Source organism: Halorussus pelagicus (genome assembly GCF_004087835.1).
Classification (GTDB): domain Archaea; phylum Halobacteriota; class Halobacteria; order Halobacteriales; family Haladaptataceae; genus Halorussus; species Halorussus pelagicus.
Genome location: NZ_CP035119.1, coordinates 451,663 through 477,069 on the forward strand (window position 1 = coordinate 451,663; position 25,407 = coordinate 477,069).

At 63.3% G+C, this 25,407-nt stretch carries 24 protein-coding genes and 1 tRNA gene; 13 read left to right on the forward strand and 12 right to left on the reverse strand.

Annotation, left to right across the window (positions count from 1 at the left end; genetic code table 11):
- The first annotated feature begins 10 nt into the window (after positions 1 to 10).
- Positions 11 to 904 carry a bifunctional methylenetetrahydrofolate dehydrogenase/methenyltetrahydrofolate cyclohydrolase gene (locus tag EP007_RS02305; RefSeq protein ID WP_128476112.1) on the forward strand — a complete coding sequence of 298 codons (894 nt, stop codon included), beginning with the start codon at positions 11 to 13 and terminating at the stop codon, positions 902 to 904.
- A gap of 129 nt (positions 905 to 1,033) precedes the next feature.
- The gene (locus tag EP007_RS02310) at positions 1,034 to 1,975 is read left to right on the forward strand and encodes an alpha/beta hydrolase (RefSeq protein ID WP_243700425.1); all 942 of its coding nucleotides are present in this window, start codon (positions 1,034 to 1,036) and stop codon (positions 1,973 to 1,975) included.
- 21 nt (positions 1,976 to 1,996) lie between these two features.
- Here the strand turns inward: EP007_RS02310 and EP007_RS02315 are convergent, their stop codons facing one another.
- Positions 1,997 to 2,746, reverse strand: coding sequence for a DUF7117 family protein (locus tag EP007_RS02315; protein WP_128476113.1), 750 nt, complete (start codon positions 2,744 to 2,746; stop codon positions 1,997 to 1,999).
- 171 nt (positions 2,747 to 2,917) lie between these two features.
- Here EP007_RS02315 and EP007_RS02320 point away from each other — a divergent pair.
- A tRNA-Leu gene (locus tag EP007_RS02320) sits at positions 2,918 to 3,002 on the forward strand.
- A gap of 172 nt (positions 3,003 to 3,174) precedes the next feature.
- Here EP007_RS02320 and EP007_RS02325 read toward each other — a convergent pair.
- The gene (locus EP007_RS02325) at positions 3,175 to 3,465 is read right to left on the reverse strand and encodes an amphi-Trp domain-containing protein (protein WP_128476114.1); all 291 of its coding nucleotides are present in this window, start codon (positions 3,463 to 3,465) and stop codon (positions 3,175 to 3,177) included.
- 138 nt (positions 3,466 to 3,603) lie between these two features.
- Between EP007_RS02325 and EP007_RS02330 the strand changes: the two genes are divergently transcribed.
- Positions 3,604 to 3,891 (forward strand): PadR family transcriptional regulator, encoded by a 288-nt coding sequence (locus EP007_RS02330; RefSeq protein WP_128476115.1) that lies wholly within the window; start codon positions 3,604 to 3,606, stop codon positions 3,889 to 3,891.
- 153 nt (positions 3,892 to 4,044) lie between these two features.
- On the opposite strand, the gene EP007_RS02335 is transcribed toward EP007_RS02330, so the two are convergent.
- Complete coding sequence (locus EP007_RS02335; RefSeq protein ID WP_128476116.1) at positions 4,045 to 5,286, reverse strand: AI-2E family transporter; 1,242 nt, start codon at positions 5,284 to 5,286, stop codon at positions 4,045 to 4,047.
- 146 nt (positions 5,287 to 5,432) lie between these two features.
- Here EP007_RS02335 and EP007_RS02340 point away from each other — a divergent pair, with 146 nt between their 5' ends.
- From EP007_RS02340 to EP007_RS02350, 3 genes are all read left to right on the forward strand, one after another.
- Complete coding sequence (locus EP007_RS02340) at positions 5,433 to 6,692, forward strand: MgtC/SapB family protein (protein ID WP_243700426.1); 1,260 nt, start codon at positions 5,433 to 5,435, stop codon at positions 6,690 to 6,692.
- A gap of 90 nt (positions 6,693 to 6,782) precedes the next feature.
- Entirely contained in the window at positions 6,783 to 8,114 is a 1,332-nt protein-coding gene (locus tag EP007_RS02345) for a class-III pyridoxal-phosphate-dependent aminotransferase (protein ID WP_128476118.1), read from the forward strand.
- 120 nt (positions 8,115 to 8,234) lie between these two features.
- Positions 8,235 to 8,684 (forward strand): hypothetical protein, encoded by a 450-nt coding sequence (locus EP007_RS02350; protein ID WP_128476119.1) that lies wholly within the window; start codon positions 8,235 to 8,237, stop codon positions 8,682 to 8,684.
- 172 nt (positions 8,685 to 8,856) lie between these two features.
- Here EP007_RS02350 and EP007_RS02355 read toward each other — a convergent pair whose 3' ends face one another.
- The gene (locus tag EP007_RS02355) at positions 8,857 to 9,510 is read right to left on the reverse strand and encodes a potassium channel family protein (RefSeq protein ID WP_128476120.1); all 654 of its coding nucleotides are present in this window, start codon (positions 9,508 to 9,510) and stop codon (positions 8,857 to 8,859) included.
- Between the two features lie 3 nt (positions 9,511 to 9,513).
- Entirely contained in the window at positions 9,514 to 10,941 is a 1,428-nt protein-coding gene (locus tag EP007_RS02360; protein ID WP_128478480.1) for an APC family permease, read from the reverse strand.
- 207 nt (positions 10,942 to 11,148) lie between these two features.
- Between EP007_RS02360 and EP007_RS02365 the strand changes: the two genes are divergently transcribed.
- Both EP007_RS02365 and EP007_RS02370 read left to right on the forward strand, forming a co-directional pair.
- The gene (locus tag EP007_RS02365) at positions 11,149 to 12,276 is read left to right on the forward strand and encodes an acyl-CoA dehydrogenase family protein (RefSeq protein ID WP_128476121.1); all 1,128 of its coding nucleotides are present in this window, start codon (positions 11,149 to 11,151) and stop codon (positions 12,274 to 12,276) included.
- 52 nt (positions 12,277 to 12,328) lie between these two features.
- Positions 12,329 to 12,862: an HAD family hydrolase gene (locus tag EP007_RS02370; RefSeq protein ID WP_128476122.1), complete on the forward strand. Its 534-nt coding sequence runs from the start codon at positions 12,329 to 12,331 to the stop codon at positions 12,860 to 12,862.
- A gap of 3 nt (positions 12,863 to 12,865) precedes the next feature.
- Here the strand turns inward: EP007_RS02370 and EP007_RS02375 are convergent, their stop codons facing one another.
- Positions 12,866 to 14,647: an ATP-dependent nuclease gene (locus tag EP007_RS02375; RefSeq protein ID WP_128476123.1), complete on the reverse strand. Its 1,782-nt coding sequence runs from the start codon at positions 14,645 to 14,647 to the stop codon at positions 12,866 to 12,868.
- Positions 14,637 to 14,894 carry a DUF5822 domain-containing protein gene (locus EP007_RS02380; protein ID WP_128476124.1) on the reverse strand — a complete coding sequence of 86 codons (258 nt, stop codon included), beginning with the start codon at positions 14,892 to 14,894 and terminating at the stop codon, positions 14,637 to 14,639. Before EP007_RS02380 ends, EP007_RS02375 begins: the two co-directional genes overlap by 11 nt.
- 164 nt (positions 14,895 to 15,058) lie before the next feature.
- Here EP007_RS02380 and EP007_RS02385 point away from each other — a divergent pair, with 164 nt between their 5' ends.
- Complete coding sequence (locus EP007_RS02385) at positions 15,059 to 16,081, forward strand: hypothetical protein (protein ID WP_128476125.1); 1,023 nt, start codon at positions 15,059 to 15,061, stop codon at positions 16,079 to 16,081.
- Between the two features lie 52 nt (positions 16,082 to 16,133).
- Here EP007_RS02385 and EP007_RS02390 read toward each other — a convergent pair whose 3' ends face one another.
- A complete protein-coding gene (locus tag EP007_RS02390; protein WP_128476126.1) occupies positions 16,134 to 17,273 on the reverse strand; it encodes a phospholipase C/P1 nuclease family protein in 1,140 nt (379 codons plus the stop codon).
- A 356-nt stretch (positions 17,274 to 17,629) separates the two neighbouring features.
- Between EP007_RS02390 and panB the strand changes: the two genes are divergently transcribed.
- Complete coding sequence (gene panB, locus EP007_RS02395) at positions 17,630 to 18,442, forward strand: 3-methyl-2-oxobutanoate hydroxymethyltransferase (RefSeq protein WP_128476127.1); 813 nt, start codon at positions 17,630 to 17,632, stop codon at positions 18,440 to 18,442.
- A gap of 1 nt (position 18,443) precedes the next feature.
- Here panB and EP007_RS02400 read toward each other — a convergent pair whose 3' ends face one another.
- The gene (locus EP007_RS02400) at positions 18,444 to 19,223 is read right to left on the reverse strand and encodes an alpha/beta fold hydrolase (RefSeq protein ID WP_128476128.1); all 780 of its coding nucleotides are present in this window, start codon (positions 19,221 to 19,223) and stop codon (positions 18,444 to 18,446) included.
- A 209-nt stretch (positions 19,224 to 19,432) separates the two neighbouring features.
- Here EP007_RS02400 and EP007_RS02405 point away from each other — a divergent pair, with 209 nt between their 5' ends.
- Entirely contained in the window at positions 19,433 to 19,678 is a 246-nt protein-coding gene (locus tag EP007_RS02405; RefSeq protein ID WP_128476129.1) for a DUF7127 family protein, read from the forward strand.
- Positions 19,675 to 21,939, forward strand: a complete 2,265-nt coding sequence (locus tag EP007_RS02410) for a CDC48 family AAA ATPase (RefSeq protein WP_128476130.1) — start codon at positions 19,675 to 19,677, stop codon at positions 21,937 to 21,939. The genes EP007_RS02405 and EP007_RS02410 overlap by 4 nt, the downstream gene beginning before the upstream one ends.
- A gap of 112 nt (positions 21,940 to 22,051) precedes the next feature.
- Here the strand turns inward: EP007_RS02410 and EP007_RS02415 are convergent, their stop codons facing one another.
- The 3 genes from EP007_RS02415 to priS all read right to left on the reverse strand — a co-directional run bounded on the left by EP007_RS02415 (position 22,052) and on the right by priS (position 25,363).
- Positions 22,052 to 23,068, reverse strand: coding sequence for a sodium:calcium antiporter (locus EP007_RS02415; protein WP_128476131.1), 1,017 nt, complete (start codon positions 23,066 to 23,068; stop codon positions 22,052 to 22,054).
- A gap of 99 nt (positions 23,069 to 23,167) precedes the next feature.
- Entirely contained in the window at positions 23,168 to 24,139 is a 972-nt protein-coding gene (locus tag EP007_RS02420; protein WP_128476132.1) for a hypothetical protein, read from the reverse strand.
- A 66-nt stretch (positions 24,140 to 24,205) separates the two neighbouring features.
- Positions 24,206 to 25,363: a DNA primase small subunit PriS gene (gene priS / locus EP007_RS02425; protein ID WP_128476133.1), complete on the reverse strand. Its 1,158-nt coding sequence runs from the start codon at positions 25,361 to 25,363 to the stop codon at positions 24,206 to 24,208.
- Positions 25,364 to 25,407 lie beyond the last annotated feature (44 nt).

Genomic DNA, 25,407 nt, shown 5'->3' on the forward strand with positions numbered 1-25,407 from the left:
GTCTCCGGTAATGACCGAGATAATCGACGGCGATACCGTCGCCGAGCAGATTCGCGCGGACTTACAGGACAGCATCGAGACGCTGGCCGACGAGGGGTGCGAAGTCGGACTGGCGACCGTGTTGATGAGCGACGACCCCGCGAGCGAGACCTACGTCTCGATGAAACAGCGCGACTGCGAGGAGGTCGGCATCGAGGGCATTCACGTCGAGATAGACCCCGAGGCCCCCGAAGAGGAACTTCTCGACACCATCGCGGACCTCAACGACGACCCCGACGTTCACGGGATTTTGGTCCAGATGCCCGTGCCCGACCACGTTGACGAGCGGCGGGTCCTGCGCGCAATCGACCCCGAAAAGGACGTGGACGGCTTCCACCCCGAGAACGTCGGCCGACTCGTCGCGGGCCACGCCCGCTACCGACCCTGCACGCCCCACGGCGTCCAGAAGTTGCTGGAGTCGGCGGGCGTCGAGACCGAGGGCGCGGACGTAACTATTGTCGGCCGGTCGAACATCGTCGGCAAGCCACTGGCCAACCTGCTCGTCCAGAAGGCAGAGGACGGCAACGCCACCGTGACGATGTGTCACTCCCGGACTGACGACCTCGCCGCGAAGACCCGTCAAGCGGACATCGTGATCGCGGCCTGCGGCGTCCCCGAACTCGTGGACGGGTCGATGCTCTCTGCGGGAACGACGGTCATCGACGTGGGCGTCAACCGCGTGGACGCCGACAACGAGAAGGGCTACGAACTCGTCGGCGACGTGGACTTCGAGAGCGCCAAAGAGAAAGCCAGCGCCATCACGCCGGTTCCCGGCGGCGTCGGCCCGATGACTCGCGCGATGCTCCTCTACAACGCTGTCAAGGCCGCGGGTCGGCAGGAAGGCGTGGCCGTGGACCTCCCCTGAGTCGGAGCGTCCGCCCTCCCGGCTCGTCCGGTCTGTTCGCATTGACCCGATAAATATGCGAAATAGTACCAACCTCGTCGGTCGTTGATTGTCTGGATATTTTTGTCGTCCGGCGAGAAATCTACCGACGTGACTTCCGAACCGCATCCGCAGGTACAGGCGATACTCGACCGTCTCGAACAGATGGGTGCCCCCGACCTCTCGACGCTCGATCCGGAGGAGGCCCGGACGATGTTCGCGGAACTCCGGGTGGGCGAGTCCACCGCGGAGGTCGGCGACGTGACCGACCGGACGATTCCGGGACCGGGCGGCGAGCTACCGGTCCGCGTCTACGAACCGGCGAGCGAGGGACCGCATCCCGCGCTCGTCTACTTCCACGGCGGCGGGTGGGTCGTCGGCAACCTCGACACGCACGATTCGGTCTGTCGCCACCTGACCGACGCCGCGGACTGCGCGGTGGTCTCGGTAGACTACCGACTCGCGCCGGAACACCCCTTCCCCGCTCCGACCGAGGACGCCGTGGCCGCGGTCGAGTGGGTCGCGGAGAACGGCGAGGAAATCGGTGTCTACTCCGACCGACTCGCCGTCGGCGGCGACAGCGCGGGCGGGAACCTCGCTGCCGCCACCGCGCTCGTCGCGCGTGACCGCGGCGGACCCGACATCGACCGACAGGTGCTGATATACCCGGCGACCAGTCCCCGCGACGACTGGCCGTCAACGAAGGAGAACGCGGAGGGGCAGTTCCTCTCCCGGTCGGAGATGGAGTGGTTCGGCGACCAGTTCCTCGAAAGCGACCTCGACGCCCGCAACCCCTACGCCTTCCCGCTACAGGCGTGCGACCACGGCGGACTCCCGCCCGCGACGGTCGTCACCGCCGAGTTAGACCCGCTCCGGGACGAGGGCCGGGCGTACGCCGAGGCGCTCGCTGACGCGGGTGTCAACGTGACTCACCGGAACTACGAGGGGATGGTCCACGGCTTCGTGGGCATGCTGGAGGAACCCGCCAGCGTCGAGACCGCTCACGAGGCCGTCGAGGGCATCGCCGAGGACCTTCGTGAGACGTTCGAGTAGCGACGGAATCAGGCCGCGTACTCAGGCCAGTCGGCCGAACCGGTCGCGCGCGCTCGCCAGCGCGTCGGCGTCGCCCTCGCGGACGTACTCGCTCACGTCGCGGGCCGCCGCCACGAGCAGTTCCGCGGTGTCGGCGTCCACGTCGCCGTCGAGCGCCTGCACGCGCCTGACGTGGTCGCCGAGCGTTTCGAGCGCGTCGCGGCCGTCGTCGCCGACGGCCGACGAGTCGCGTTCGTCCGCCCAATCGGCCATCTCGCGGCGGTACTCGGCCACCGACTCGGCGTAGGCCAGTCCGCGAATCGGGTGCATCGACTTCGGTACGTCGTCGGGCGCGGGACGCTGGTCGGTCTCCGGGTCCGTTTCGGGGTCGGCGTCCGCACTGCGGAGGAGCGCGAGGAAGTACCACTCTTCGTCGTCGCTCAGGTCGAGACCGCGGCCTACCACGTCGGCGGCGTGCCGGAGTTCTTGGGCCGCGAGGTAGGCGTCGTCCAGCGGTCGGAGGTCGCCGCCGCGCACGAACCCTCGCTTGCGGACGTACTCGCGCGAGAGGTCGCCCGCGCGGTCGGCGATTTCCCGGAGCGGCCGGGCGTCCACCGCTTCCCGGACCTCGGTCAAATCGAACTCGACCGGCGTGTCGGTGTGGAGGTTGCGCTCCTCGTCGATGCCGACGCTCCGGAGGCTTCCGCAGTCGGGACACTCGACGCTCCCCGTCTCGTAGTAGGACCACCGCGCGCCGCAGTCCTTACACTCACGCTGGCCGCGAATCTTCATGCGCGGTGGTTGGTCGCCGCGACACAAAATACGGTCGCTCTCGGAGTTCTCTCCCCGACTCGATAGCGGAGACGGACACACCGACCCCCGAATCCGACACCGTAGGAGGTTTATATACCCGGCGTTTTAGAGAAAAACGTCAGGCGCGAACCCCGGAGACGACGACCGCGTGCGAGGGTAGCCAAGCCTGGCCAACGGCGGCGGACTCAAGATCCGCTCCCGTAGGGGTCCAAGGGTTCGAATCCCTTCCCTCGCACTTACAGCGTGGCTTTGCCACGTCAACAGTGCAGGAAGACCGCTTCGGAGCGTTCTTCCCTCGCAAAACTTGACGGCCCACGCGGGCCCTCGCAACATTCTGACGCGACGTTGATTGGATAGCGACGACTATTCACACATCGCGCGGTGAAAATGGCGTTTCGGCGTCGGCGCTACTCGATTTCGAGCGACGCGTCGGACCCGCTCTCGGACCCGCCGTCCTCGTCCCACTCCAACTCGAACTCGATGCTGAGTTCGCCCGACCCGCCGCCACTCGGCGTCTCGCGCTCGGCCTTCACCTCGAAGGTGGGTTGGGCGGGCGGCGCGAGCGTCACCGACTGGTCGCCCGCCGACAGCGTGAGGTCCCCGCCAGCCTCCAGTTTCTCGGCGACTGTTCGGAGGTAGTTCGCTACGTCGTTTCGGTCCATCCGGCGCTCGGTCTCGAAGAGGACTTCCTCGGGCATACCGACGACTACGCGGCCCACCCGGATAAGTTCGCCCCCGAGCGCGACGGCGACGTACCGGGACGGTTACACGGCGAGAGTCGGCCACGAAGGGCCGTTATCTTCATTTCCGTCGGCGTCCTAGCTGATACGTTACCCATGCACGACTTGACAGGTTTCCAGCGCGACCTGCTGTACGTCATCGCGGGACTGGACGAACCGCACGGACTCGCTATCAAGGACGAACTGGAGAACTACTACGAAAAGGAAATTCACCACGGCCGACTCTACCCGAACCTCGATACCTTGGTTGATAAGGGGTTGGTCGAGAAGGGCCAGCGCGACCGCCGGACCAACTTCTACATCCTGACGCGTCGAGGCGAGCGCGAAATCGAGGCCCGCAGGGAGTGGGAAACCCAGTACGTCGAACCGAGCGTCGAAGCCTGAGTCGGACTCGCGGACCGCGATTCGCGGTCGGTCCCCGCGCCAGCCTCGCAGATTGGTCGCGCTTCACCGCGTTTCCGGCCCGCCACGTCGTGCAGTCCGTCGCGTCCACAGATGCAGGAACGCTGCTGCCCCGCGACGCCCCCGATTTCGTCTTCAGCGGTCGGTCCGGCCCGGCGACGGTCCAGCGTCGCTCGGTCCGGTCCCGCCGTCGCCCGCTCCGGTTTCGGCGTTCGCCCCGGACCCGTCGCCCGTATCGCCGGTAGCGAACCGCTCGCCCCGGTTCGCCGCGGGCGGGTCGCGGTCGAAGAGGTACGTCGGGTCCACCGCCCACGGCCGGATAGGTTCGCCCGCGACGAGTTCCGGCAGGACGATGCGGACGAAGTGGACGACCATCACCAGAATCATCGGGCCGAGGAAGATGCCGTACCAGCCAAACAGGAGCGGGCCGAAGATGTACGCTAGCATGACGAGACCGATGTGGAGGTTTCGGCCCGAGACGTACGGGCGCAAGACGAGGTCCGGAATCGTGTCCACGACGACGAGCGAGACGACGAAAAACAGCGCGGGGAACCAGAGGAACGCCGGGTCGGCCATCGCGGTCTCGATGCCGAGATACGCCGAGACCGGGAAGTAGACCAGTTTCATCCCGACGATGGGGATGAGGCTGGCCGCGCCCGTGAGCAGGCCGAGTAGCGTGGGGTACGGGACGAGGAGTTCGGTCGGCGCGACCATGTTCAAGGTGTTGTACGACGCCGCGCCGATGGTCCCCGTGAGCAGCGCGTTCAGGATGTTGCCGAAGAAGATGCTGTTGAAGTCCCTGTCAACCGCCCGGACGTACGCTTCCGCGACGCCGCCCTCGTCGCCGAACTGTCGGCGGAAGAACCGCGAGAGCCGGTGGTCGTCCCGAAGCAGGTAGAACGCGATGGCGATCATCACGAACAGGTGGAGGACCGCGTTGCCGATGAAGCCGAGATACTCAAGCGCCGAGCGACCGATCTCCTGAATCAACGCGGGGTCGGGGTTCGCCAGCAGTTCCTCGGGACTCCGGGCCAGCGTCGAAACGTCGATGTAGGGCTGAATCGTCGTCTGTAGCCCGTTGATGTCGATCCCCTTGGCGATGTTGTTGAACTCCTGTAGTCCGATGGCCGCGGTGTAGGCCATGAGAAGGAGAACCGGGAGCGCCAGCGCGAAGAGGGCGGTCGCGGCGGCCAGACTCGCCGGGCGGATGCGCCGTCGGAGACGCTTGTACACCGGCCGAGTCGCGTAGTACAGAAAGATGCCGAAGACGAACGTGCCGACGAACGAGTAGACGACGAACAGCACCGCCGCTCCCAGCGCCAGTCCGACCAGCCACCAGCCCATTCGCGTCCGGTCGATGTCCAGACCGCCGACCATACCCAAGCCACTCGCGCGCTCCGGTAAAAATGTTCGCAGTCCGGGAGTTCGGCGCGGACGGCCGACCGACAAGTCGTCGCGCGGTTCGGCGTCGCGTCTCTCGAACGAGGGAGAGATATTTATACCTACATAGTAATACTGAGACCGTGCCGAGCATCGTCGATTTCTTGACGCAGGTGCCGCTGGACAACGAGGTCGTCCGCATCGCGCTGGCGGGTGCGCTGGGACTGTTCCTCGGACTGGAACGGGAGTGGTCACACAAGCCCGCGGGCATCCGGACGTTCACGCTCATCAGCCTGCTCGGTGCGGTGTTCACCCTGCTCGACGAGGAAGTTCTGCTCTTTCTCGGCGGCCTGCTGGTCATCGTGCAGGGCATCCTGCTCGCGGTCCAGGGCCTGACCGACGAGGAGGAGGAAGGCCTGTCGCTGACGACCTCCGTCTCGATGCTCGTGTCGTTCGGCGTCGGCGCGCTCGTGATGCAGGGGTACATCCTCGTGGGCGTCACGGTGGCGGTGCTGTCGTCGCTGTTGCTCGTCCTCAAGCGCGAACTCCACAGTCTCGCGTGGGGACTGTCCCGCGAGGAACTCCGGTCGGCCGTCGAGTTCGCTATCCTCGCGTTCGTCATCTATCCCTTGCTCCCCGACGAGCAGTTCGCGTTCGGCATCGAACCGCGGGTCGTCTGGCTGATGGTCGTTACCGTCGCGGCCATCGGCATCGTCAACTACGCCGTCGTGACGACCTACGGTGGCCGGGGCATCGCGGTCACGGGCTTTTTCGGCGGTCTCGCGTCCTCGACCGCGGTCGTCGGGACGATGTTAGACCACGTTCGCCAGCGGCCCGAAGCGGCCTCCTACGGCGTGGCCGCCATCCTGTTGGCCGACGCCGCGATGGCGGTCCGGAACCTCGCCATCGCGCTGGCGTTCACGCTCCCGAGCGGGCGGCCCATCCTCTACGGCGCGGTCCTGCCGCTCGGCGCGGTCATCCTCGGAAGCGTCGCCATCGCGGCGTACACGGCTAACTGGTCCGAACACGTCGATATCGACCTCGAAAGCCCGTTCTCGCTCCGGAACGCGCTCGGGTTCGGTGCCATCTTCCTGCTGGTCATCGTGGGCGGCGCGCTAGCCCAAGAGCAGTTCGGCTCCGCCGGGTTCTACGTCACCGCGCTCCTCTCTGGACTGGTCTCCAGCGCGGGCGCGACCTCCTCGGCGGTCCTGCTCTACATGGGCGGGACCCTCGACGCCCAGACATCGGTGTTCGGCATCCTGCTGGCGACCGCCTCCTCAATCGTCGTGAAAGCCGCACTGACTGTCTCTGCACCCAATAAGAGTTTCAGCTATCGAGTCGCCGCGTGGAGCAGCGTCCTGCTCGTGGGGTCCGCAGTCGCCGCGGCGCTGGCCGCAATCTAACTTTGGCTGCGATGTTCCGAATCTGTTGCAAGTCTTGCCCGAAGCGCAACAAACCAATTCAATTAAAGGGTGTGTCTCCCAAGCACATTTATGGACAGGCATACCGCAGAGCCGACCGTCGAAGAGATGCCCAGTAAGCGGGCCAAAGAGTGGGCCGACTACCACCATCAGTTCTCCGCGCCGAGTACCTACGTCTACGACTTCGTCTGGGACTTCACCGCGGAAGCGGAAGGCCCGTTCTGTACGGACATCGACGGCAACGTCCTGATGGACTTCACGAGCCACGTCGCGGCCGCGCCGCTGGGGTACAACAACCCCAAAATCATGGAGAAGTTCGAGGAGTTCGACCTCGTGGACCCGACAAAAATCGCGGGACAGGACTTCTACGCCGCGGGTGGCTGGCCGCCCGAGAACCCCGAACTCCCCGGTCCGACCCAGTTGATGGACCGACTAACCGACATGACCAGCCACTACGACATGGACACCGTCTTCCTCTCGAACTCCGGGGCGGAAGCGGTCGAGAACGCAATCAAAATCTGCTACGCGCAGGGCGGCCACCGCGCGTTCACCTTCGACGGCGCGTTCCACGGCCGGACGCTCGGAGCGCTCAGCCTCAACCGCTCGAAGGTCAACCACCGGAAGGGCTACCCCGAGGTCGGCGGCGTCGTCTCGGTCCCTTACCCCTCCACCGAGGAGGCCTACCAGAAAGACTGGCTCACCGACGGTCCCGGCGGCAACGTCGTCGCGGACAAACTCGACCCCGCGCAGGGAATCATCGACTCCGAGGAGGTGGCCTACATCATCCTCGAACCCGTGCAGGGCGAGGGCGGCTATCGCGTCCCCCACGACGGGTTCGTCGAGGACCTCGCGGAGATTCGCGCGCGCTTCGACGTGAACGTCATCGCCGACGAGATTCAGGCCGGGATGGGCCGCACGGGCGAGATGTGGGCCGTCGATCACCTCGACCTCGAACCCGACGTTATCACCTCGGCGAAGGGACTCCGGGCGGGCGCGACCGTCGCTAACTCCGAGATGTTCCCCGAGGAGAAGGCGAGACTCTCCTCGACGTGGGGCGCTGGCAAAATCGTGGACTCGATGCAGGGCGTGTTCACCATCGACGCCATCGAGGAGTACGACCTGCTCGACAACGTCGCCGAGCGCGGTCGCCAGATGACCGAACTGCTCGAAGACGCCGAGCTACCGAACATCACCGACGTTCGGGGCCGCGGCCTGATGCTCGCCGTCGAGTTCGACACCAAAGAGCGGCGCGAGGCCGTCGTCGAGGCCGCCCTGAAGCGCGGCCTGCTGGTGCTGGGCTGTGGCTACAAGACGCTCCGACTCCTGCCGCCGCTCGACGTGACCGAGCGCGAAATCGAACTCGGCTTCGACGTGTTCCGCGCTGCGGTCGAAGACGTGGCCTGAGCGGGCGTCCAGTTTTACCTTTTTTCGGCGCTCGGAGTGCAGTCTCATTGCTTCGGTTCCCGGTCGCCAGTTTCGAAATCGCCGAGAAGATTGATAACGCGAATCCTCGATACTACGAGCATGTATCAGCTCAGCGATTCCCTCCGAGAGGAGTCTTCGCCTGTCGCGCGACTTCTCGGCGTACTCCGGAGTCGAGTCGCGGGCGCGCTCGGCGTCGTCGCGGTCATCGGCGTCGTCGCGCTTCCGGACCCGCTCCCGGCGCTCCCGCCCGGAGCCTACGCGCTCGTCGGCGCGGTCGAAGGCGTCGGTCTCGCGGTGGCGGCCGAGAACCTCATGTGGCGTCCCGCTAAGCGGTTCGACTGGGTGCGCGCGAGCAGGCGCGTCGGCGGCGTCGCGGCCGCCGCCGCGCTGTTCGTCGTCGCCATGGCCGCGCTTGGCGTGGACCTCGGGCCGCGCGACCGGGCGCTGTTGGCGGGGTTCTGTCTGTCGGGACCGGCCGCCATCGCCGCGCTCGACTACCTCAAGGCGCAGGTGCAGGCCGATTTGGCGGGGAGCGAGTCGGCGACCTGACCGTTTCAGTGCGAGCGGTTGCGGTCTAATAGATGTCGGCAACAGCGCGGTTCACAGTGGCGTACAGTCAGTAATCGCTGTTCTCACGATGGAGTCGAAGAAACGTCGCCAGTAGCGAGCAGCGAACAGTCCCTCACCGAGCGTCCCCGCCGAAAGACACTCCTCAAAGCTTCTAACTTCGCAAGAGATTCATCAACTCGTCGGCCACGTCGGGTTCGACCGCGACGATGAAGTGCCGACCCGGCGAGAGGGTCGTCTCCGGCCCGGCGATGCGCTCGCCGTCCTCGTCGGAAACGACCAGCGCGCCCCGCGGGAGGCGAACGTCCGCGAGTCGCTTCCCCGCGGCCGGGGCACCCTCTTCGACGCGAACCAGCATGATGTCAAGCGCGCCCGTCACGTCGGCGAGCGTCTGCACGTCGCTGCCCAGAATCTCGTTGGCGGCGAGGCGCGCACCCGCTCGCTCGGGAAACACCACCGCGTCCACGAACTGGAGGTACGACTCGCCCGTGGCACGCTCGATTCGCGCGACGGTCCGGATGCCGGGCGACAGTTCTTTCGCGGCCATACAGACCGCGAGGTTCAGTCCCATCTCGCCAGTCAGCGCGGCGACCACGTCGGCGCGCTCGATACCGGCCTGTTCGATGACATCGGGATTCGTCGCGTCGCCCTCGATGACCGTCGCCACCCACTCGTCGGCGACATCCGCGACGACTGCCTCGTCTCGCTCGATTATCGTCACGTCGTGGCCGTGGTCGCCGAGCAGTTCCGCGGTCTGGAACCCAACGCGGCCGCCCCCGGCGATGACTATCTTGAGATTTCCGGTCATGGGTCAGTCCTCACTCTCCGGCGTCATGTCGATATCGGTCGTTGGCCGGTCGTCGGCCAGTCGCGCTTCGTCCTCGTCGGTCTCCTCGCTCGGCCTCCGAACCCGCTCTAAGAGGACGTACGCGAGACCGCCGAGCAGAATCCACCCGGCGCTCAGTCCGAGCGCCATCGGGTCGGTTCGGACGAGATACGCCACGAGGACCACCGTCAGAACCAGATTCAGCAGGATGCCCAGAATCGGCGGCACGGGGTAGTAGGGAATCTCGTAGGGTCGGTTCATGTCCGGGCGCTCCCGGCGGAGTCGAATCACCGCGACGTTGACGATAATAAACGAGAGCAGGAAGAAGAGACTCGACATGTTGCCCGCGCTCTGGGTCGGGAGGACGACGGACGCGAGCATCACCACCGCGCTGGCGAGGATAGCGACGAACGGCGTCCCGAAGCGGTGGTGAATCTGGCCGAACCGCCGGAGGAGTTGGCCCTCCCGGCCCATCGAGAACGCGACCCGCGACGAGGCGATGACCACCGCGTTCAACGCGGTCAGCGTCGAGAACACCGCGCCGAAGACGATTATCGCGCCGCCGTTCTGGATGACTGGGAGTCCGGTCGGCATGAACTCGGTGGCCGCCTGCGCGATTCCGGCCTCGCCCGCCTCCGCGAGTCCCTGCGCGCCGAGGGTACCGACCGCGACCGTGACGACCGCCAGATAGACGACGACCGTCGCGGCGAGGCTCACGAAGATGGCCTTCGGGATGTTCTCGCGGGGGTTCTCTACCTCCTCGGTGACGGTTGTGATGAGATCGTAGCCCTCGAAGGCGATGAACGTCAGCCCCATCGCGGGCAGGATTGCGAACGCACCCCCGGAGTCGGGGAACAGCGGTTGGAACTCGGCGGTCGAGAACATCGGTGCCGTCGCGCCGAACGCGACGAAGACCACCAGAATCGAGACCTTGACGATGGTGAAGATGGTCTCGACGCTCCCGCTGGCCGCCGTCGAGACGGCGTTGACCGCGACCAGCAGGAGGACCGCCGCAAACGCCAGCAGAAACGCCGCCGGGACCGAGACGTCCAGCAGGGGCACGACTATCGCGCCCACTTGGTCGGGCGGCGCGACGATGCCGTAGACGTGGAGCAGTTCGAGGAAGTTCGGGGCGAACCCGAGCGCGTAGAGCGCGCCCGCAATCATGTAGGCGAACCAGAGCATCCAGCCCATGATGAACGACGAGAAGTCGTCGAAAATCTCGCGGACGAAGGCGTAGCCTCCGCCGCTCTTGGGAATCGAGGCGGCGAGTTCGGCGTACGAGAGACCGGTGAACGCGGTCACGACGCCGTTGAGCGCGAAGACGAGGATAGCCGCGGGACCCGCGATTTCGGCCGCCAGACCCGTCAAAACGAAGATGCCCGCACCTATCATCGCGCCCATTCCGATCATCGTCGCGTCCAGTAGACCGAGTTCGGCCTTGGGCGAGCGGCTCTGGCTACTCACGGCCCATCGCCCCGTCCGGTTGTAAGTCGTGACTTGTTGTAGTCGCCATACGCGCTGAAAACGCCCGAGAGTGCTTAAATATCGGGTCACTCGAACGCGCGCTGGGGCACCGGAACAGGCAACTTTTTCCACCCAGTCGCCTATCGTCCCAGTATGAACCTTTCCGACGAGCAACGGGCCATCCGCGATGTCGTGCGGGAGTTCGCGGTCGAGGAGATTCGTCCGACCGCCACAGAGTGCGACGAGAACCAGACGTTCCCCGAGAAAGTGTGGGACGGACTCGCGGAACTCGACATGACCAGCCTCACGGTCCCCGAGGAGTACGGCGGTCTCGACGTGGGCCGCCTGACCTACAGCGTCGTCAACGAGGAAGTCGCCTACGGGATGCTCTCGGTGGCGACTGCGCTGTCGGTCCACAGTCTCGCCACCTCCTGTATCGCCGAGTTCGGCGACGAGGACCAGAGAGAGCGGTGGCTTCCCGACATGGCCGAAGGCCGACCGGTGGGCGCGTTCGCCCTCTCGGAACCCCAAGCCGGGTCGAACCCCGCGGAGATGACCACCGAGGCGAAGCGCGAGGGCGACGAGTACGTTATCAACGGCAAGAAACAGTGGATAACCAACGGCGAGCGCGCGGGCGTCGTCGTCCTGTTCGCCAAGACCGACCGCGACGACCCCCGGTCAGTGACTCAGTTCGTCGTCCCGAAGGACGCCGACGGACTGGAAGTCGGCAAGAAAGAGGACAAGTTGGGGCTTCGCGCGAGCGACACGACCTCGCTCGTCTTCGACGACGTGCGCATTCCCGCCGAAAACCGCCTGACTGAGGAGGGCAAGGGCCTCTCGGCCGCGTTCCACATCCTGAACGGCGGGCGCATCGGCATCGCCAGCCAGTCGGTCGGACTCGCCCAGTCGGCGCTCGACGAGGCCGTCGCGTACTCTCAAGACCGCGAGCAGTTCGACCAGCCGATTTCGGAGATTCAGACCATCCGGCACAAACTGGCCGACATGCAGACGCAGGTGCAGGCCGCGCGCCTGCTCACCCGCGACGCCGCCCGGAAAGACGAGGCGGGCGAGAACGTCGAGATGGCCGCCAGCATGGCCAAATACTTCGCCAGCGAGGCCGCGGTGGACGTGACCAACGAGGCGGTCCAGATTCACGGCGGCTACGGCTACACCACCGACTTCGACGTGGAACGACTTTACCGCGACTCGAAGATTACGACCATCTACGAGGGCACCTCTGAGATTCAGAAGAAGGTCATCGCGCGGAACGTGTTAGAGTAGTCCGACTCGGCGGACCGACACCCCTTTTCCGACGCTCGCCCTACCGCGCAACGTGACCCGAACAGACGCGAGCGAGGCCGAGGCGGTCGTCTACGACTTGGACGGGACGCTCGTCCGCCTCGTCGTCAACTGGACGGACGTAGAGCGCCGACTGGCCGACCTGCTGGAGCGCGAGGGCGTGGACACCGACCCCCTGAGCGCGTGGGACCTCCTCTCGGCCGCCGAGGCGGCCGGGGTCGGCGACGAGGCCGACGACCTCATCGCAACCGCCGAGCGCGATGGAGCCGAAGTCTCCGAGCGACTTCCCCTCGCCGACGAACTCGCCGAGCGTGAGATTCCGGTCGGTGTCTGCTCGCTGAACCACGAGGAGGCCGTCCGCGTCGCGCTCGACCGCCACGACCTCTCGGCGCACGTCGAGAGCGTCGTCGGCCGAGGGACAGTGCCCGAGCGCAAACCGCACCCGCGCGCCCTGCTGGCGGCAATCGAGGAGTTGGGCGTCGAACCCGAGGACGTGCTGTTCGTCGGCGACTCGGCGAGCGACGAGGAGACCGCAGACCGAGCGGGGACGCAGTTCGAGTGGGTATGAAAATCAACCAACAATCGAGACAAATTCCTCTATTTTATTTTTCATTTCTGGAGGAACATCGTTAATATGTTTTGCAATTTTCATTCCATCAACGTCTTTCTGATATGCATTTCCGTCCTCTAGCTGGTCATAAGATCGAGAATAAATCTTGTCAAGAACTTCTGATTTTTTCTCTATATGTGAATTATATTTAATTATTTCACATATCATATCGACATCCATATTCGTCTCCTCAGCGATTGCTTGAGGACAGCTAACAAGATATGACTCTAAATCATACTTCGACCAAACAAGAAAGTGTTCTGGTGTTGTGTACCACTCTGTCTTCTTTTCTCCTCTATTGATGTTATCTACATATTGTTTCTTAACTTCATATTTTTCCTTTCCATCAGAGTCAACTAAGAAACGGTACGGGATTCCGAATGCATAAAGAGTCTTCACAAGTGATCGGCCGTGAGTTCTCATTTTACTTTCTCCTTCTAGTGGTATGAGAGTGATACCTAAATCGTTAAAATCATAACCAAGATTCTTAGCAATCGCTAGAATCACCATCTTATCAGATTTTCCTTCTACAAAAATAACCCCCTCAGATTGAAGTAATCCACTTTGACTGTAGCCGAGATCAAGGAGTTCCTCGTGAATATCTTCACTAGATATACTACGAAATTCGGTAGTTCTATTTCGTTCTGCACGAATGATATTGCTAATGTTACTTTCATCTACAAAAACGTTAGAATGGGTAGCAACAATAATCTGTGTAGATTCGGATGCTACTTCAGTAATCATTTCGTAAACTTCTCGTTCCGCTTCAGGATGAAGGTGCAATTCTGGCTCTTCAATCATTAACAACTCGGACTCATTTTCTGCATTTATAGTTCCAAAAATAAGAGTTAGTATTTCCTTTGTACCGCTAGAAAGTGATGAAAGATCAAATTTCTCAGAATTACCCATTTCCGTTACTGAAATCGTAATATTTGTCTTCTCACGGTAAGGAGTAGTGATACTTTTTACTGCATCCATAATTGAAACAAATCTTTCCTCAGCTAAATTAAAGAGTTCACGGTTACTACCCTGTAAAGTCTGAGCGACTCGCACTAGATTTTTCCCCTGTGAGTCAAGTTCAGTTGCCATTCTTGCTTCTGTACGGTTTTTTGGTTGCCGAAATGCATCAATAGCATCCCAAGAAGAAAGTGAATCTTCAATCAATTGGAACGAACCCGGTATAGAGTTTTCTGGATTCCGTATTGCCATTGCTTCAGTCGGCAGATCTTCTATTTTCGATGCTTTTTGTAGACCTCTGTTTTCCATGTTTTTTAATTTGACAAACTGAGAATCGTAGCCTTTGGTTGATTTTTGCCGCTCTCTTATCTTCACAAATTCATCATTAATGGTTACTTCAAAGGCTGTAGCCTTCAACTGCCAATTCTCACCAAATTCTACTTTGTGCCGTAGTGAAGAAGCAAAACTTAGTTTTGAAAGTAGCTCTGGACTCAGTCCATCAATTAAATCATATATCTGGTTTCGTTCCTCTATTGAAGTTTTATAAGTTGCTTCAAATGTGATTGTACTCATCTCATCCGTTTTATTAAGGCAATTTTCGAAATCTTCTAATTGATCTTCATAATTTGACGGGCCAGTTATACTATATGCATACACCTGAAGAGATTCTAGTAGATTTGACTTTCCCGAGTTATTTTTGCCGATTAATATTGTTAAGTCGTCAAGTTCGATAGACTCTTCGCTGATACTCTTATACCCGCTGACGTACCATTCGTTAAGATTCATTGTTATTATTACTACTTCGCTTACGCGCACACAAGAACACGCCCACCGCGACGACGAACCAGACGAGCGCGCCGACACGAATGGCGAACTCTGCGCGGGCGGCCCACGTCGGGAGCGAGACGCCGACCAGCAACGCGATGAGCGCAACCACGGGCGCGCCGACGACGATGGTGACGACGAAGGTGGTCTGCATCACCCACCCGTAATCAACGCCCTCGGGGTCGTGCGTCTCGACTGGTTCGGGCATGGTTGGAACGCGGGACGCTCGCGGCTTAAACGTTGCAGTCTCCGACACAGAGTTTGCCATTTATTCGCAGGGCTGTGAGAAACAATCATGTCGGTCTCTCGTGAGTTTTTATTGAGTTTATATTCCGCATAAAAGCATTTAACGGCGTAGGCGAGAGTATCGGTGTGACTACAGCGGACACCTCCCGGCGGGCGTTTCTGACGCGGTCCGCCGCAACCATCGGTCTCGTCGGACTCGCTGGCTGTATCGGCGGGGACGTGACGTACACCCTCAGCACGAACCCAGTCGGCGAGTCGGTCGAGGAACTCGCCGACCAGTATCTCGTGACCGACCCGACGGCCGAGCGCGCCAAGTTCGCAATCGATTACCCCGACGACTACAAGCGGTCGGTTGTCGAGACGCTCCTCGCCGAGGGGTCGGTCGATGTCGTCCAGTTGCAACTCGCGTACGACCGCGAGTTCGGGACGACGACCCGACCGCGGCCGTACTTTCTGGAGGACGACGGCACGTACTACTCGGTGGTCGAGAGCGGGCGGACGGAGACCACGGCGGACCGATGGGTCTTCTATCTCGACCCCGCGGACTCGACGCCGAGCGACGCGGACGAGGTCGTCACCGGCCCGCCGTCCTCGCTTGCCGAGACGGATACGATGGTCGTCCGCCGCGCGCTCGAATCCGTGGCCTCGAACGCCGACGGGCAGGACAGAAGCGACTTTCCGCTCGGGGACCGAGGCGTGATATTTCACGACCACATGGACCCCGAGGCGAGCGACCTCGTTCCCTCGCCGCCGTTCGACTACGTCGAGCGCGACGGCGACTACTTCGCCGCCGTGGCCGAGCGAGGCGAGGTCGAACTGACTCGATACAGCTACACCGCGGAGCAAGTCGCAACGTCGATGCGAGAACTCGAACGGTTCGTCGAGCGAGAGACGGTCGAGACGGTGTTCGAGGACTCCGAAGTCTCCTCGGAGGTAGCCGAGATACTGCGGACCGCCACCGATGTGGGGAACGGGCGATTGTATCAGGAGTCGGGGTCGATGTCCGACGGACTTGAGCGCGTCCTCGAACGACTCGGGATGCTCGAACACATGCCGGAGGAGGTCCCGTCCGATTCGTCGGACCGATTCGCGGGAGCGACGTTCCGCTACGACGGGACGTGGTACGACGGGTCGTTCTGGACGCGGTAGTCCGAGCGAGCGACGAGACGCAAAAAAGTCGGTCGAGTGGGTGTGCGAGCGTTCAGAAGTCCCGCTCAAACTCCTCGGCGAAGCCGCGTCCGAGGTAGCCGAGCGTGCTGAAGCAGTTTGCGAGGTTCTCGTAGACGGTTCGCTTCGTGCTGTCGTCCCAGTTCCAGTAGTCCTCGCTCTTGGACTGGTTGCTGTAGATGGTGTCGTAGATGTTGTAGCTGTACTGCCCCGAAACGTCGGCCATGTCGCGGATAGCTTGCGCCGCGCTGTAAATCCGGGGCGAAGACGAGTCGCTGAGGTGGTTCTGGAGGTTGTCGTCAACGAAACTCGCGTCCGACGACTTCCAGTTGTTGTTCACGATGTGTTCGTAGCCGTAGTGGAGCCACTTCTTGGGGAAGGTTGCGAAGTCGATGTCCCCGTTCGTCACGCCGCGCACGTCGAGTCCCGCTTGTTCGGCACCCATCCCGGTGTGGAGGGGCTGTGCGCAGTCTTGTAGGTAGTGAAGGCTCCAACCGAGTTTCTTCTCGCCGTCGTAGCGCGAATCCTCGTTAATCGCCTGCGTGAAAAATTCGTCGCCGGTACGCGGTGCCCGTCCGAGTCCGTCGCCAAACGAGGCCTCCCCGAGAGGACCGAAGTCGATGGTAGTGGCGTCCCGGTCGTGATACTGCGCCCAGTTGGAGTGGTACACGTCGAGTCCGGCCTTGAGGACCTCGGCGACGGCGTATTTCGTGACCTCACCGGTGATCGAACTCATCGAAATCTGACCGGTGATGTCATCGACTTCGCCCCGTGCGACATCGCCGAACTCGTCCGGGTCGTCGGAGTGGGTTTCGATGGTGTAGTCGGTCCCTATCGAGTCCTCCAAGATGGAGTCGGTGATTTCGGTGTGGTGGTTCATATCCCACTGCGCTTCGACGGTGTCCGTTCCGGAACCAGCGAACACGTCGATGGCGTTTCGCCGGGCCTGCTTCTTCGCTTCGTTCGGCGTGAGGCGTTTCTTCTCCTTGGCCCCGTCGGCGAGTCTGACGGAGACCTCGTTACCGTTCTCGACGCGCTCGACCGGGTAGGCCTTTCGGAGTTTGGAGACGTACTTGCGAGCGTCTCTGTAGGCGCGTCCTTCGAGGTCCGCCTGCTGGAAGTGGCGCTCGATGGCGTCCTCCGACAGCGTGAGCAGTTCGGGGTGGTTAGTCACCCGTTGGACCGACGAATCGAGCGTTTTCACCGTTACGTCCGGGTACGGGAGGTCAAGAGCGTCGTAGGATATTTGTTCGCCTTGGGAGTCCGGCGAACTTCCGGAGGGGTTTCCGGTCGCGGAACCGGGGACAGCACCAACCGCGAGAGTAGCACCAAACGCGGAGAGTCCTTGGAGGGCAGAGCGACGCGTAACGTCGTTCGAATCGTTATTTTTTCTCACAACGTACCACCATTATTTCAATTAGTTAATTATATTTCTAAGTTTAAAATAAATAATCTTGTGAATAAGTGGTTGTGGAGAACAACGTCCGCGGACCGAACATCTTTAACAGACGCGCCTACGAGTGGCAACACATGCCAACCGTGCGGACGCTACAGCAGAAGGCAGGCGACGAGGAGATAACCATGTTGACCGCGTACGACGCGCCAACAGCGGCAATCGTCGATTCGGCGGGCATCGACCTGATTCTGGTCGGCGACAGCATGGGCAACGCGGTACTCGGCCACGACTCGACGCTCCCCGTCACAGTCAAGGAGATGCGAAGTCGAACCGCAGCGGTCGCTCGCGCAACCGACGATGCGATGGTCGTCGCGGACATGCCGTTTCTGAGCTACGGGGTGGACGAGGGCGAGGCCATCGAGAACTGCGGCCGGATGCTCAAAGAGGCCGAAGCCAACGCGGTGAAACTGGAGAGCGGCCCGCACACCGTCTCTCTCACCGAGCGACTCGTCGAGTTGGGCATCCCCGTGATGGCCCATCTGGGCCTGACCCCCCAGCGGTTCAACCAACTCGGGGGCTACTTCCGGCAGGGAACCGACGAGGAGAGCGCCGGTGAGATGCTGGAACTGGCGACGGCCCACGAGGATGCCGGAGCCTTCGCGCTGGTGCTCGAACACGTCCCCTCGAACGTCGCGGCCCAGATTACCGAGGCTGTCGATATCCCGACAATCGGCATCGGCGCGGGACCGGACACCGACGGGCAGGTTCTCGTGCTAAACGACGTGTTCGGCATGAGCGACCGGAGTCCCTACTTCTCCGAGCAGTTCGGCGACGTGAAAGGCGAGATGGAGCAGGCGGTTTCGGGGTTCCGCGACGCCGTGGAGTCCGGCGAATTCCCCGCGAAAGAACACAGCTACAGCGAAGACGAGATAGACGAGATTTACTGAGTTACACCTCTTCTTCGTCCAAAAACTCCCGAATGGCGGCATTGAACCCCTCCGGTTCCTCCAGCATGGCGAGGTGGGCCGCGCCGAGGACTTCCCGGTACCGAGCGTTCGGAATGGCGTCGGCGAGCGACCGGTGGTACTCCGGCGGGGTGAGATGGTCGTGTTCGCCCACGAGCGCGAGCGTCGGGACCTCGATTTCCGAGAGACCGTCCCGAACGTCGAAGACGTGGCAGGTCTCGAAATCCCGACGAGTGACGCGCTGGCCGACGCCTTGCATCGCCTCGGTCGATAGTTGGACGTACCGCGAGTCGGCGTCGTGGAAGAGTCGGTCCTCGCCGTGGAGAAACTCGACCGCGCGGTCGAAGTCGGTTTCGAGCCATCGCCGCAGGTCGGCCAGTACGGGGAGTTTCGCCCCGGTGCCAGCCAGTACGAGTCCATCGAAATCGTGGTCGCGCTCGATGGCGATTTGTAGCGCGACCGCACCGCCAAGCGAGTTGCCGACCAGCACGCCCGCATCGGTCTCGTCGGCGACGGCCAGCACGTCGTCGGCGTAAGCCGAGAGGGTCTCCCACCCGGCGTCGGCGTCGAAGTCCTCGGACTCGCCGTGGCCGCTCAGGTCGAGCGCGACGACCGGCCGCTGACTTGCAAGCCGACCGAGTTGTCCCTTCCACGCTTCGTGCGTGCCGCCCGACCCGTGGACACAGAGCAGCGGCGACCCCTCGCCGCCGCGGTCGGCCACCCGATAGGCCGTCGTCCGTCCGTGGTGTGTGACCCGTTGCATGACGCAGGGTTCGTGTGCGCGAAACAAAACATCCCCGGTCCGTTCGCTCGCGTTTTTTCTCCGGTCGGTCGCCCCCATCACGCTCGTCGATAGCGAGACATCGCTATCCGAACCGCAATTCCACCGTCAGAGTCTACCCCGACGCCTTACTGCGATTTCTCAGAGAAAGATTTAAATACTTAGAAGCCTAACTTTTGGTTAGGAGTAGAATGTCACTGAAACAGATAACCGAACGTGACGACGTGTTCACCCGGCGCTACGAGTACGAGGACGCTGAAGTTCTGGCGGCCGACCTCGGCGTCGCGGGCGACGCCTCCGTGGACGTTCTCGGCGATACGGCCATCGTCGTCTTCGACGGCGAGGACGGAACCCAACAGATGGAGTTTCAACTGCCCGAGGGCGGGGCGGAAGCGTTTATCACCAACGGCGTCCTCAGTATAGAGGTGGGACTATGAAGCTTACTGTCAAGCCGTTGAAACAGAAGGACGCCGGACGCGGACTGGCCGCGGTTGACCGCCAGTCGATGCACGAACTCGGCGTCGAAAACGGCGACTACGTCGTCATCGAGGGGAAAAGTCAGGGCCGAGCGGTAGCCCGCGTCTGGCCGGGCTACCCCGAAGACGAGGGACGCGGCATCGTCCGCATCGACGGCCAACTCCGTCAAGAGGCCGGAGTGGGCATCGACGACAAAGTGACCATCGAGAAGGCGGACGTGAAACCCGCCAACTCCGTCACCATCGCGCTCCCCCAGAATCTCCAGATTCGGGGTGACATCACGCCGCACGTCCGGGACAAGCTAAGCGGACAGGCCATCACGCAGGGCCAAAATGTCCCGTTCGGCTTCGGCCTGATGGGGATGGGTTCCGGACAGTCCATCCCGCTGAAGGTCGCCAGCACCGACCCCGAGGGGACGGTCGTCGTGACCGACTCGACGGAGATCAACATCAGCGAGCGCGCCGCCGAGGAAATCGCACAGGGCGCTGGCAGCGGTCCCGAGGGCACGCCGAGCGTGACCTACGAGGACATCGGCGGTCTCGAAGGCGAACTCGAACAGGTCCGGGAGATGATCGAACTCCCGATGCGCCACCCCGAACTGTTCAGCAGGTTGGGCATCGAACCCCCCAAGGGCGTCCTGCTCCACGGCCCGCCGGGGACCGGCAAGACCCTGATGGCGAAGGCCGTCGCCAACGAAATCGACGCGCACTTCCAGACCATCTCGGGTCCCGAAATCATGTCGAAGTATTACGGGGAGTCCGAGGAGAAACTCCGGGAAGTGTTCGAGGACGCCGAGCAGAACGCTCCGGCGATAATCTTCATCGACGAATTGGACTCCATCGCGCCCAAGCGCGAGGAGGCAGGCGGCGACGTGGAACGGCGCGTCGTGGCCCAACTCCTCTCGCTGATGGACGGTCTCGAAGAGCGCGGTGAGGTCACCGTCATCGCGGCGACCAACCGCGTGGACGCCATCGACCCGGCGCTCCGGCGTCCCGGCCGCTTCGACCGCGAAATCGACATCGGCGTGCCGGACCGCGAGGGCCGCCTCGAAATCATGCAGGTCCACACCCGCGGGATGCCGCTGGCGGACGGCGTGGACCTTGAAGCGTACGCCGACAACACCCACGGCTTCGTCGGCGCGGACCTCGAAAGCCTCGCCAAGGAGGGCGCGATGAACGCGCTCCGGCGCATTCGGCCCGAAATCGACCTCGAAGAGGACGAGATTCCGGCCGACGTGCTGGACTCGCTGCAAGTCACCGAGCGCGACCTCAGAGAGGCGCTGAAGGGCATCGAGCCGTCGGCGCTCCGCGAGGTGTTCGTGGAAGTCCCCGACGTGACGTGGGAACAAGTCGGCGGACTGGAGGACACCAAAGAGCGCCTCCGCGAGACCATCCAGTGGCCGCTTGACTACCCCGAAGTGTTCGACGAACTCGACATGCAGGCCGCGAAGGGCGTGCTGCTGTACGGCCCGCCCGGAACCGGGAAGACCCTGATGGCGAAGGCCGTCGCCAACGAGAGCGACAGCAACTTCATCTCGATCAAGGGTCCCGAACTGCTGAGCAAGTGGGTCGGCGAGTCCGAGAAAGGCGTCCGCGAAGTGTTCAGCAAGGCCCGCGAGAACGCCCCGACCGTGGTGTTCTTCGACGAAATCGACTCCATCGCCACCGAACGCGGCGGCGGAGAAGGCGGCGGCTCGCAGGTCAGCGAGCGGGTCGTCTCCCAACTCCTGACCGAGTTGGACGGTCTCGAAGAACTCGAAGACGTGGTCGTCGTCGCCACGACGAACCGGCCGGACCTCATCGACAGCGCGCTCCTGCGCCCCGGCAGACTGGACCGCCACGTCCACGTCCCGGTGCCCGACGAGGAGGCCCGCGAAGCCATCTTCGAGGTCCACACCCGGTCCAAGCCCGTCGCCGACGACGTTGACCTCGACTGGCTCGCCAGCGAGACCGAGGGCTACGTCGGCGCAGACATCGAGGCCGTCACCCGCGAGGCCTCGATGGCCGCCAGCCGGGAGTTCATCAACAGCGTGGACCCCGAAAACATCGGCGAGAGCGTAGGCAACGTCCGAATCAGCAAAGAGCACTTCGAGCAGGCGCTCGACGAGGTGACCCCGAGCGTCACCGAGCAGACCAGAGAGCGCTACGAGGAGATCGAAGAGCAGTTCGACACCGCCGACCCCGCCCAAGAGAAGGACCAGCTGGGCAGAACTTTCCAGTGAAACGTTTGCTGTGCGAGAAATCGCGGCTCACCCGCGATTTCTCGCGCAGCGAACCCTTCACGAAAACCACGGGGTCACCCTCACCGAGCGCGAGTCTATTTGCGGGCTATTCTCATGCCCCCGGAACCAGCGCGGTCACGTCCATCGTCTCTAGTACCATCCAGAGAACGAACAGGCCGTAGAACCCAAGTAAGGCGTACGACTCACCGGTCGAGAGCGAGAGTTCGGTCCGGAGGAACGCGAACACGACCACCGTGGCGACCGTCAGAAAGCCCATCATCGGGACCGCGACGGCGAAGTTCACGGCCGCCGTTCCGGCGACGAGGATACCCGCCGGGACCGCGACCAGCAGGTCGAAGACGTTGCTCCCGAGGACGTTGGCGAGACTCGTCACGCCCTCGCCGTTCTTGGCGGCGCGCACGCTGACCAGCGCATCAGGCAGGCTGGTTCCGGCAGCGATGACCGTCAGCCCCCAGACGAAGTTCGGCGTCCCGAACAGGGTTCCAAAGCCCTTCGCGGCGACGACGAGTCCCTCGACCGACCCCGCGATGAGCGCGAGGCTAACCCCGAGAAGCGCCCACTCTTTCAGTACGTCCACGTCGCCCGGCCCGGACGCGGCATCGTGGTCCATCGTGTCTTGGTACTGCGTGAAGACGTACACCCCGTAGAACGCGATGGGGAGGAGTGCCAGCGGGCGCGTCACCGACCCGCCGAGGCGCATCCCCTCGACGGGGTTGTAGATGACCGCCAGCGCGAAGGTGATGACCAGCACCGAGACTGCAATCATGTAGAACTGTGCCTCCTTGTAGACGAGCGTCCGGTCGGCCTCGACGCCGTCACCGAGGATACCCGACACCGCGGGGATGACCAGTAGGTTGAAGATGGCCGACCCGACGATGGCGCTCACGCCGAGGTCGAACTCCCCGTGGAGCCACGTTGCGATGACCGCGCTCGACAGTTCGGGGAAACTCGACCCGATTGCGACGACGACCGCGCCCTGCACGACGGCCGGAAGCCCGTAGTACACCGACAGGCGCTCGGCCGCGCGTTCGAGCAGGCCACTAGCTTTCCAGATTATCGCGGTAGCGCCGACCGCAAGGAGGGCGAACTCCAAAATTGAGGGAAGCATGCGGGCGGGAGGTGTCGCGCGTGCGACTTAAATCGGACTGTCCGACGGCGGTCGCCGAGCGCGGACAGGTCGGCCGCGGGACGCGGCGTCCTCGGGCGACTACTCTAACTCCTCGGCCGCGCCCCGTTCCACGAGCGGCGCGGCGTTCGCCTCGGGCAGTGTCACCACGTCCTCGCTGGCGAGGTCGTACGTGCGCTCGTCCACGCCGAAAATCTCGCCCACGTCGTCGGTGACCCGGACGGTCACGCGCTCGTCGAGACCCGCGAGCGGGTCGTCGTCCGCGTCTCCACCGCTCGCCGGTTGCTCCGCGGGCGCGTCCGCCGACTCGACGGGGGATTCGCCGCCGGGCGACTGCCCACCGGCCGCGCCCGCCGGACCCTCCCCGGAGGCGTCGGCGATGGCGGCCGCTTCCGCGGCGGCCGGGCGCTGGGTGTCGGATGCGTCGTCGGTGCCGGAGGTCGAATCGTCGCCGCCGCCCATCACGTCCGCGGCGCTCACGTCCTCGCCGGAGTCGCTCGTCGCCGCTGCGGGCGGGTCGCCGGGGTCGGGCGCGGCGTTCGGGTCGTGTGCAGTCGGTTCGTCGCGTGCGCTCGCTCCGGTCGGTTGGGTGGGGTCCGCTCCGGTCTCGCCCGCCGCGCCCTCAGCAGGGGTCGGCGTCGGCGACGCCCCGGCGGGACTCTCTTTCTCGCCCGCCAGCACGTCCAATACGTCCTCCTTGTTCGACTCGATGCGCTCGACCAGTCCGTCGAACAGGTCCTGTTCCTCGCTGGTCAGACCCTCCTCGTCGGCGGGCATTCCCGCCGCGGCGAGGCTGGCGCGCTTGACGATTTTCCCGACGCGACGCTCGTAGACCGCTTCGACCACGTCCTCGGCCGTCTTTATCTCGTCGGTCAGTCGGTTGACCTCGGGGTCGTCGAACGGACTGTCGGTCTGTTGGGCCGCCCGGTCGCGCCGGTCTTTCAGGTCGGCGATGTAGTCAGCCACGTCCGCGTAGAACGACTCCCGCAGGTGTTGGAGGCTATCTTTCGACCGCTCCTTGCTCTGTACCGTGCGGAGTTCGTCTATATTCATCGTCGTCCCGTCATTGTCGTGCTGTCGCGCTCGTCAGGCGAGTCGCGTCGTTCGGTCGGTCGTCGGTCATTCCCGGCCCTTCTCGGCCCGGTCCCGAGCCATCAGGAAGACCGCTACGTGTTCCGGAAGCGATACGTCGCCCGCCGAGAGGCTAAAGCTTTCCCCACCGAGTTCGACCGGGCCGGGGTCGGTTACCTCGACCACAATCGCGTTGCCGGTGAACGTCTCGGGAACCGGGTCCACGAGGGGGTCGAAGGCGGCCACCTCCTCGCGCGGGATGCGCGTCACTTCGAGACCGGTGCCGCCGTGGAGACTCCCCGGCAGGCGGATGAGTCGCCGGAGGTCGGTGGTCACAGGTTCGTCGATTGCGGCCGACTGGTCGGCGACAACCGACTGGGTGATGACCTTCGCCAACTGCCGGATACCCGGCCCGCCGCGCTCGACGTTCCCGTTCGCCAACTTCTCGTAGTCCTCCGAGACCGCACCGAGGATGGTCTCGGCCCGCCCGTCACCGATTCGGTCGAACTCCTTGAGACGGTCGAGGGCGTCCTCCTCGTCCAGTTCGAGCAGTTCGTCGGCGAGCGCGAGAAGTTCGCGGTGGACTCGCCGACCCCACCCGCCGTCTTTCTTGAGGACGCGTCGGGTCGCGGTGCCGCCCATCTCGGTGCGCTGGATGGCGTCGAGTTCGATGCCGTCGCCGCGGATGTAGTCCACGATTTCCCGGCGCTCGTTCCGGTCGAGTCCCCGGATGCCCTCGTCGCGGACGTGAACGTGATACCCCCGGCCGCCCGAGAAGACGACCGTCAGGTCATCGAAACCGAAATCCGAATCGAGGATGTCGATGAGGTTTTCGACTTCGGCCTTCCCGGCGGCCAGCATCTCGCCGTAGGAGTCCTGTTGAGGGTCCACGCCGGTTAGGTGGTCAGCGTCGATGTCGAACACCAAATCGGAGTCGCGCCAGCCCTTCTCCTCCATGTCGTCCGCGCCGGGGTCGTCGTAGCGCCCGGCCGAGAAGTAGACGTGGCGCGGGCGCTCGCGCCGGAGGAAGTCCCCGAGTTCGCCCAGTTCCAGCAACGACTGGTGGCGAACCATCGTCGTCGGCCCGTGAGTCCACGGGATATACCCCCACTCGCGGAACTGCGGGTCCGGCGGCGGCGTGAGGTCCGCGGCCCGGTAGTGGTCGCGGAACCGACCACGGAGGTATCTCAGGGTGCGCTCTTCCATGCTGTCTCGGCTATGCTCGGTCCGAGTCTTTAATGTTGTCTATC

What these genes read in the sequence shown, in the direction of transcription:
- EP007_RS02305 (WP_128476112.1), top strand. Translation starts at nt 11, where the DNA reads ATGACCGAGATAATCGACGGCGATACCGTCGCCGAGCAGATTCGCGCG.
- EP007_RS02315 (WP_128476113.1), bottom strand. Translation starts at nt 2,746, where the DNA reads ATGAAGATTCGCGGCCAGCGTGAGTGTAAGGACTGCGGCGCGCGGTGG.
- EP007_RS02325 (WP_128476114.1), bottom strand. Translation starts at nt 3,465, where the DNA reads ATGCCCGAGGAAGTCCTCTTCGAGACCGAGCGCCGGATGGACCGAAAC.
- EP007_RS02330 (WP_128476115.1), top strand. Translation starts at nt 3,604, where the DNA reads ATGCACGACTTGACAGGTTTCCAGCGCGACCTGCTGTACGTCATCGCG.
- EP007_RS02335 (WP_128476116.1), bottom strand. Translation starts at nt 5,286, where the DNA reads ATGGTCGGCGGTCTGGACATCGACCGGACGCGAATGGGCTGGTGGCTG.
- EP007_RS02345 (WP_128476118.1), top strand. Translation starts at nt 6,783, where the DNA reads ATGGACAGGCATACCGCAGAGCCGACCGTCGAAGAGATGCCCAGTAAG.
- EP007_RS02350 (WP_128476119.1), top strand. Translation starts at nt 8,235, where the DNA reads ATGTATCAGCTCAGCGATTCCCTCCGAGAGGAGTCTTCGCCTGTCGCG.
- EP007_RS02355 (WP_128476120.1), bottom strand. Translation starts at nt 9,510, where the DNA reads ATGACCGGAAATCTCAAGATAGTCATCGCCGGGGGCGGCCGCGTTGGG.
- EP007_RS02360 (WP_128478480.1), bottom strand. Translation starts at nt 10,941, where the DNA reads ATGATCGGAATGGGCGCGATGATAGGTGCGGGCATCTTCGTTTTGACG.
- EP007_RS02365 (WP_128476121.1), top strand. Translation starts at nt 11,149, where the DNA reads ATGAACCTTTCCGACGAGCAACGGGCCATCCGCGATGTCGTGCGGGAG.
- EP007_RS02375 (WP_128476123.1), bottom strand. Translation starts at nt 14,647, where the DNA reads ATGAATCTTAACGAATGGTACGTCAGCGGGTATAAGAGTATCAGCGAA.
- EP007_RS02380 (WP_128476124.1), bottom strand. Translation starts at nt 14,894, where the DNA reads ATGCCCGAACCAGTCGAGACGCACGACCCCGAGGGCGTTGATTACGGG.
- panB (WP_128476127.1), top strand. Translation starts at nt 17,630, where the DNA reads ATGCCAACCGTGCGGACGCTACAGCAGAAGGCAGGCGACGAGGAGATA.
- EP007_RS02400 (WP_128476128.1), bottom strand. Translation starts at nt 19,223, where the DNA reads ATGCAACGGGTCACACACCACGGACGGACGACGGCCTATCGGGTGGCC.
- EP007_RS02405 (WP_128476129.1), top strand. Translation starts at nt 19,433, where the DNA reads ATGTCACTGAAACAGATAACCGAACGTGACGACGTGTTCACCCGGCGC.
- EP007_RS02410 (WP_128476130.1), top strand. Translation starts at nt 19,675, where the DNA reads ATGAAGCTTACTGTCAAGCCGTTGAAACAGAAGGACGCCGGACGCGGA.
- EP007_RS02415 (WP_128476131.1), bottom strand. Translation starts at nt 23,068, where the DNA reads ATGCTTCCCTCAATTTTGGAGTTCGCCCTCCTTGCGGTCGGCGCTACC.
- EP007_RS02420 (WP_128476132.1), bottom strand. Translation starts at nt 24,139, where the DNA reads ATGAATATAGACGAACTCCGCACGGTACAGAGCAAGGAGCGGTCGAAA.
- priS (WP_128476133.1), bottom strand. Translation starts at nt 25,363, where the DNA reads ATGGAAGAGCGCACCCTGAGATACCTCCGTGGTCGGTTCCGCGACCAC.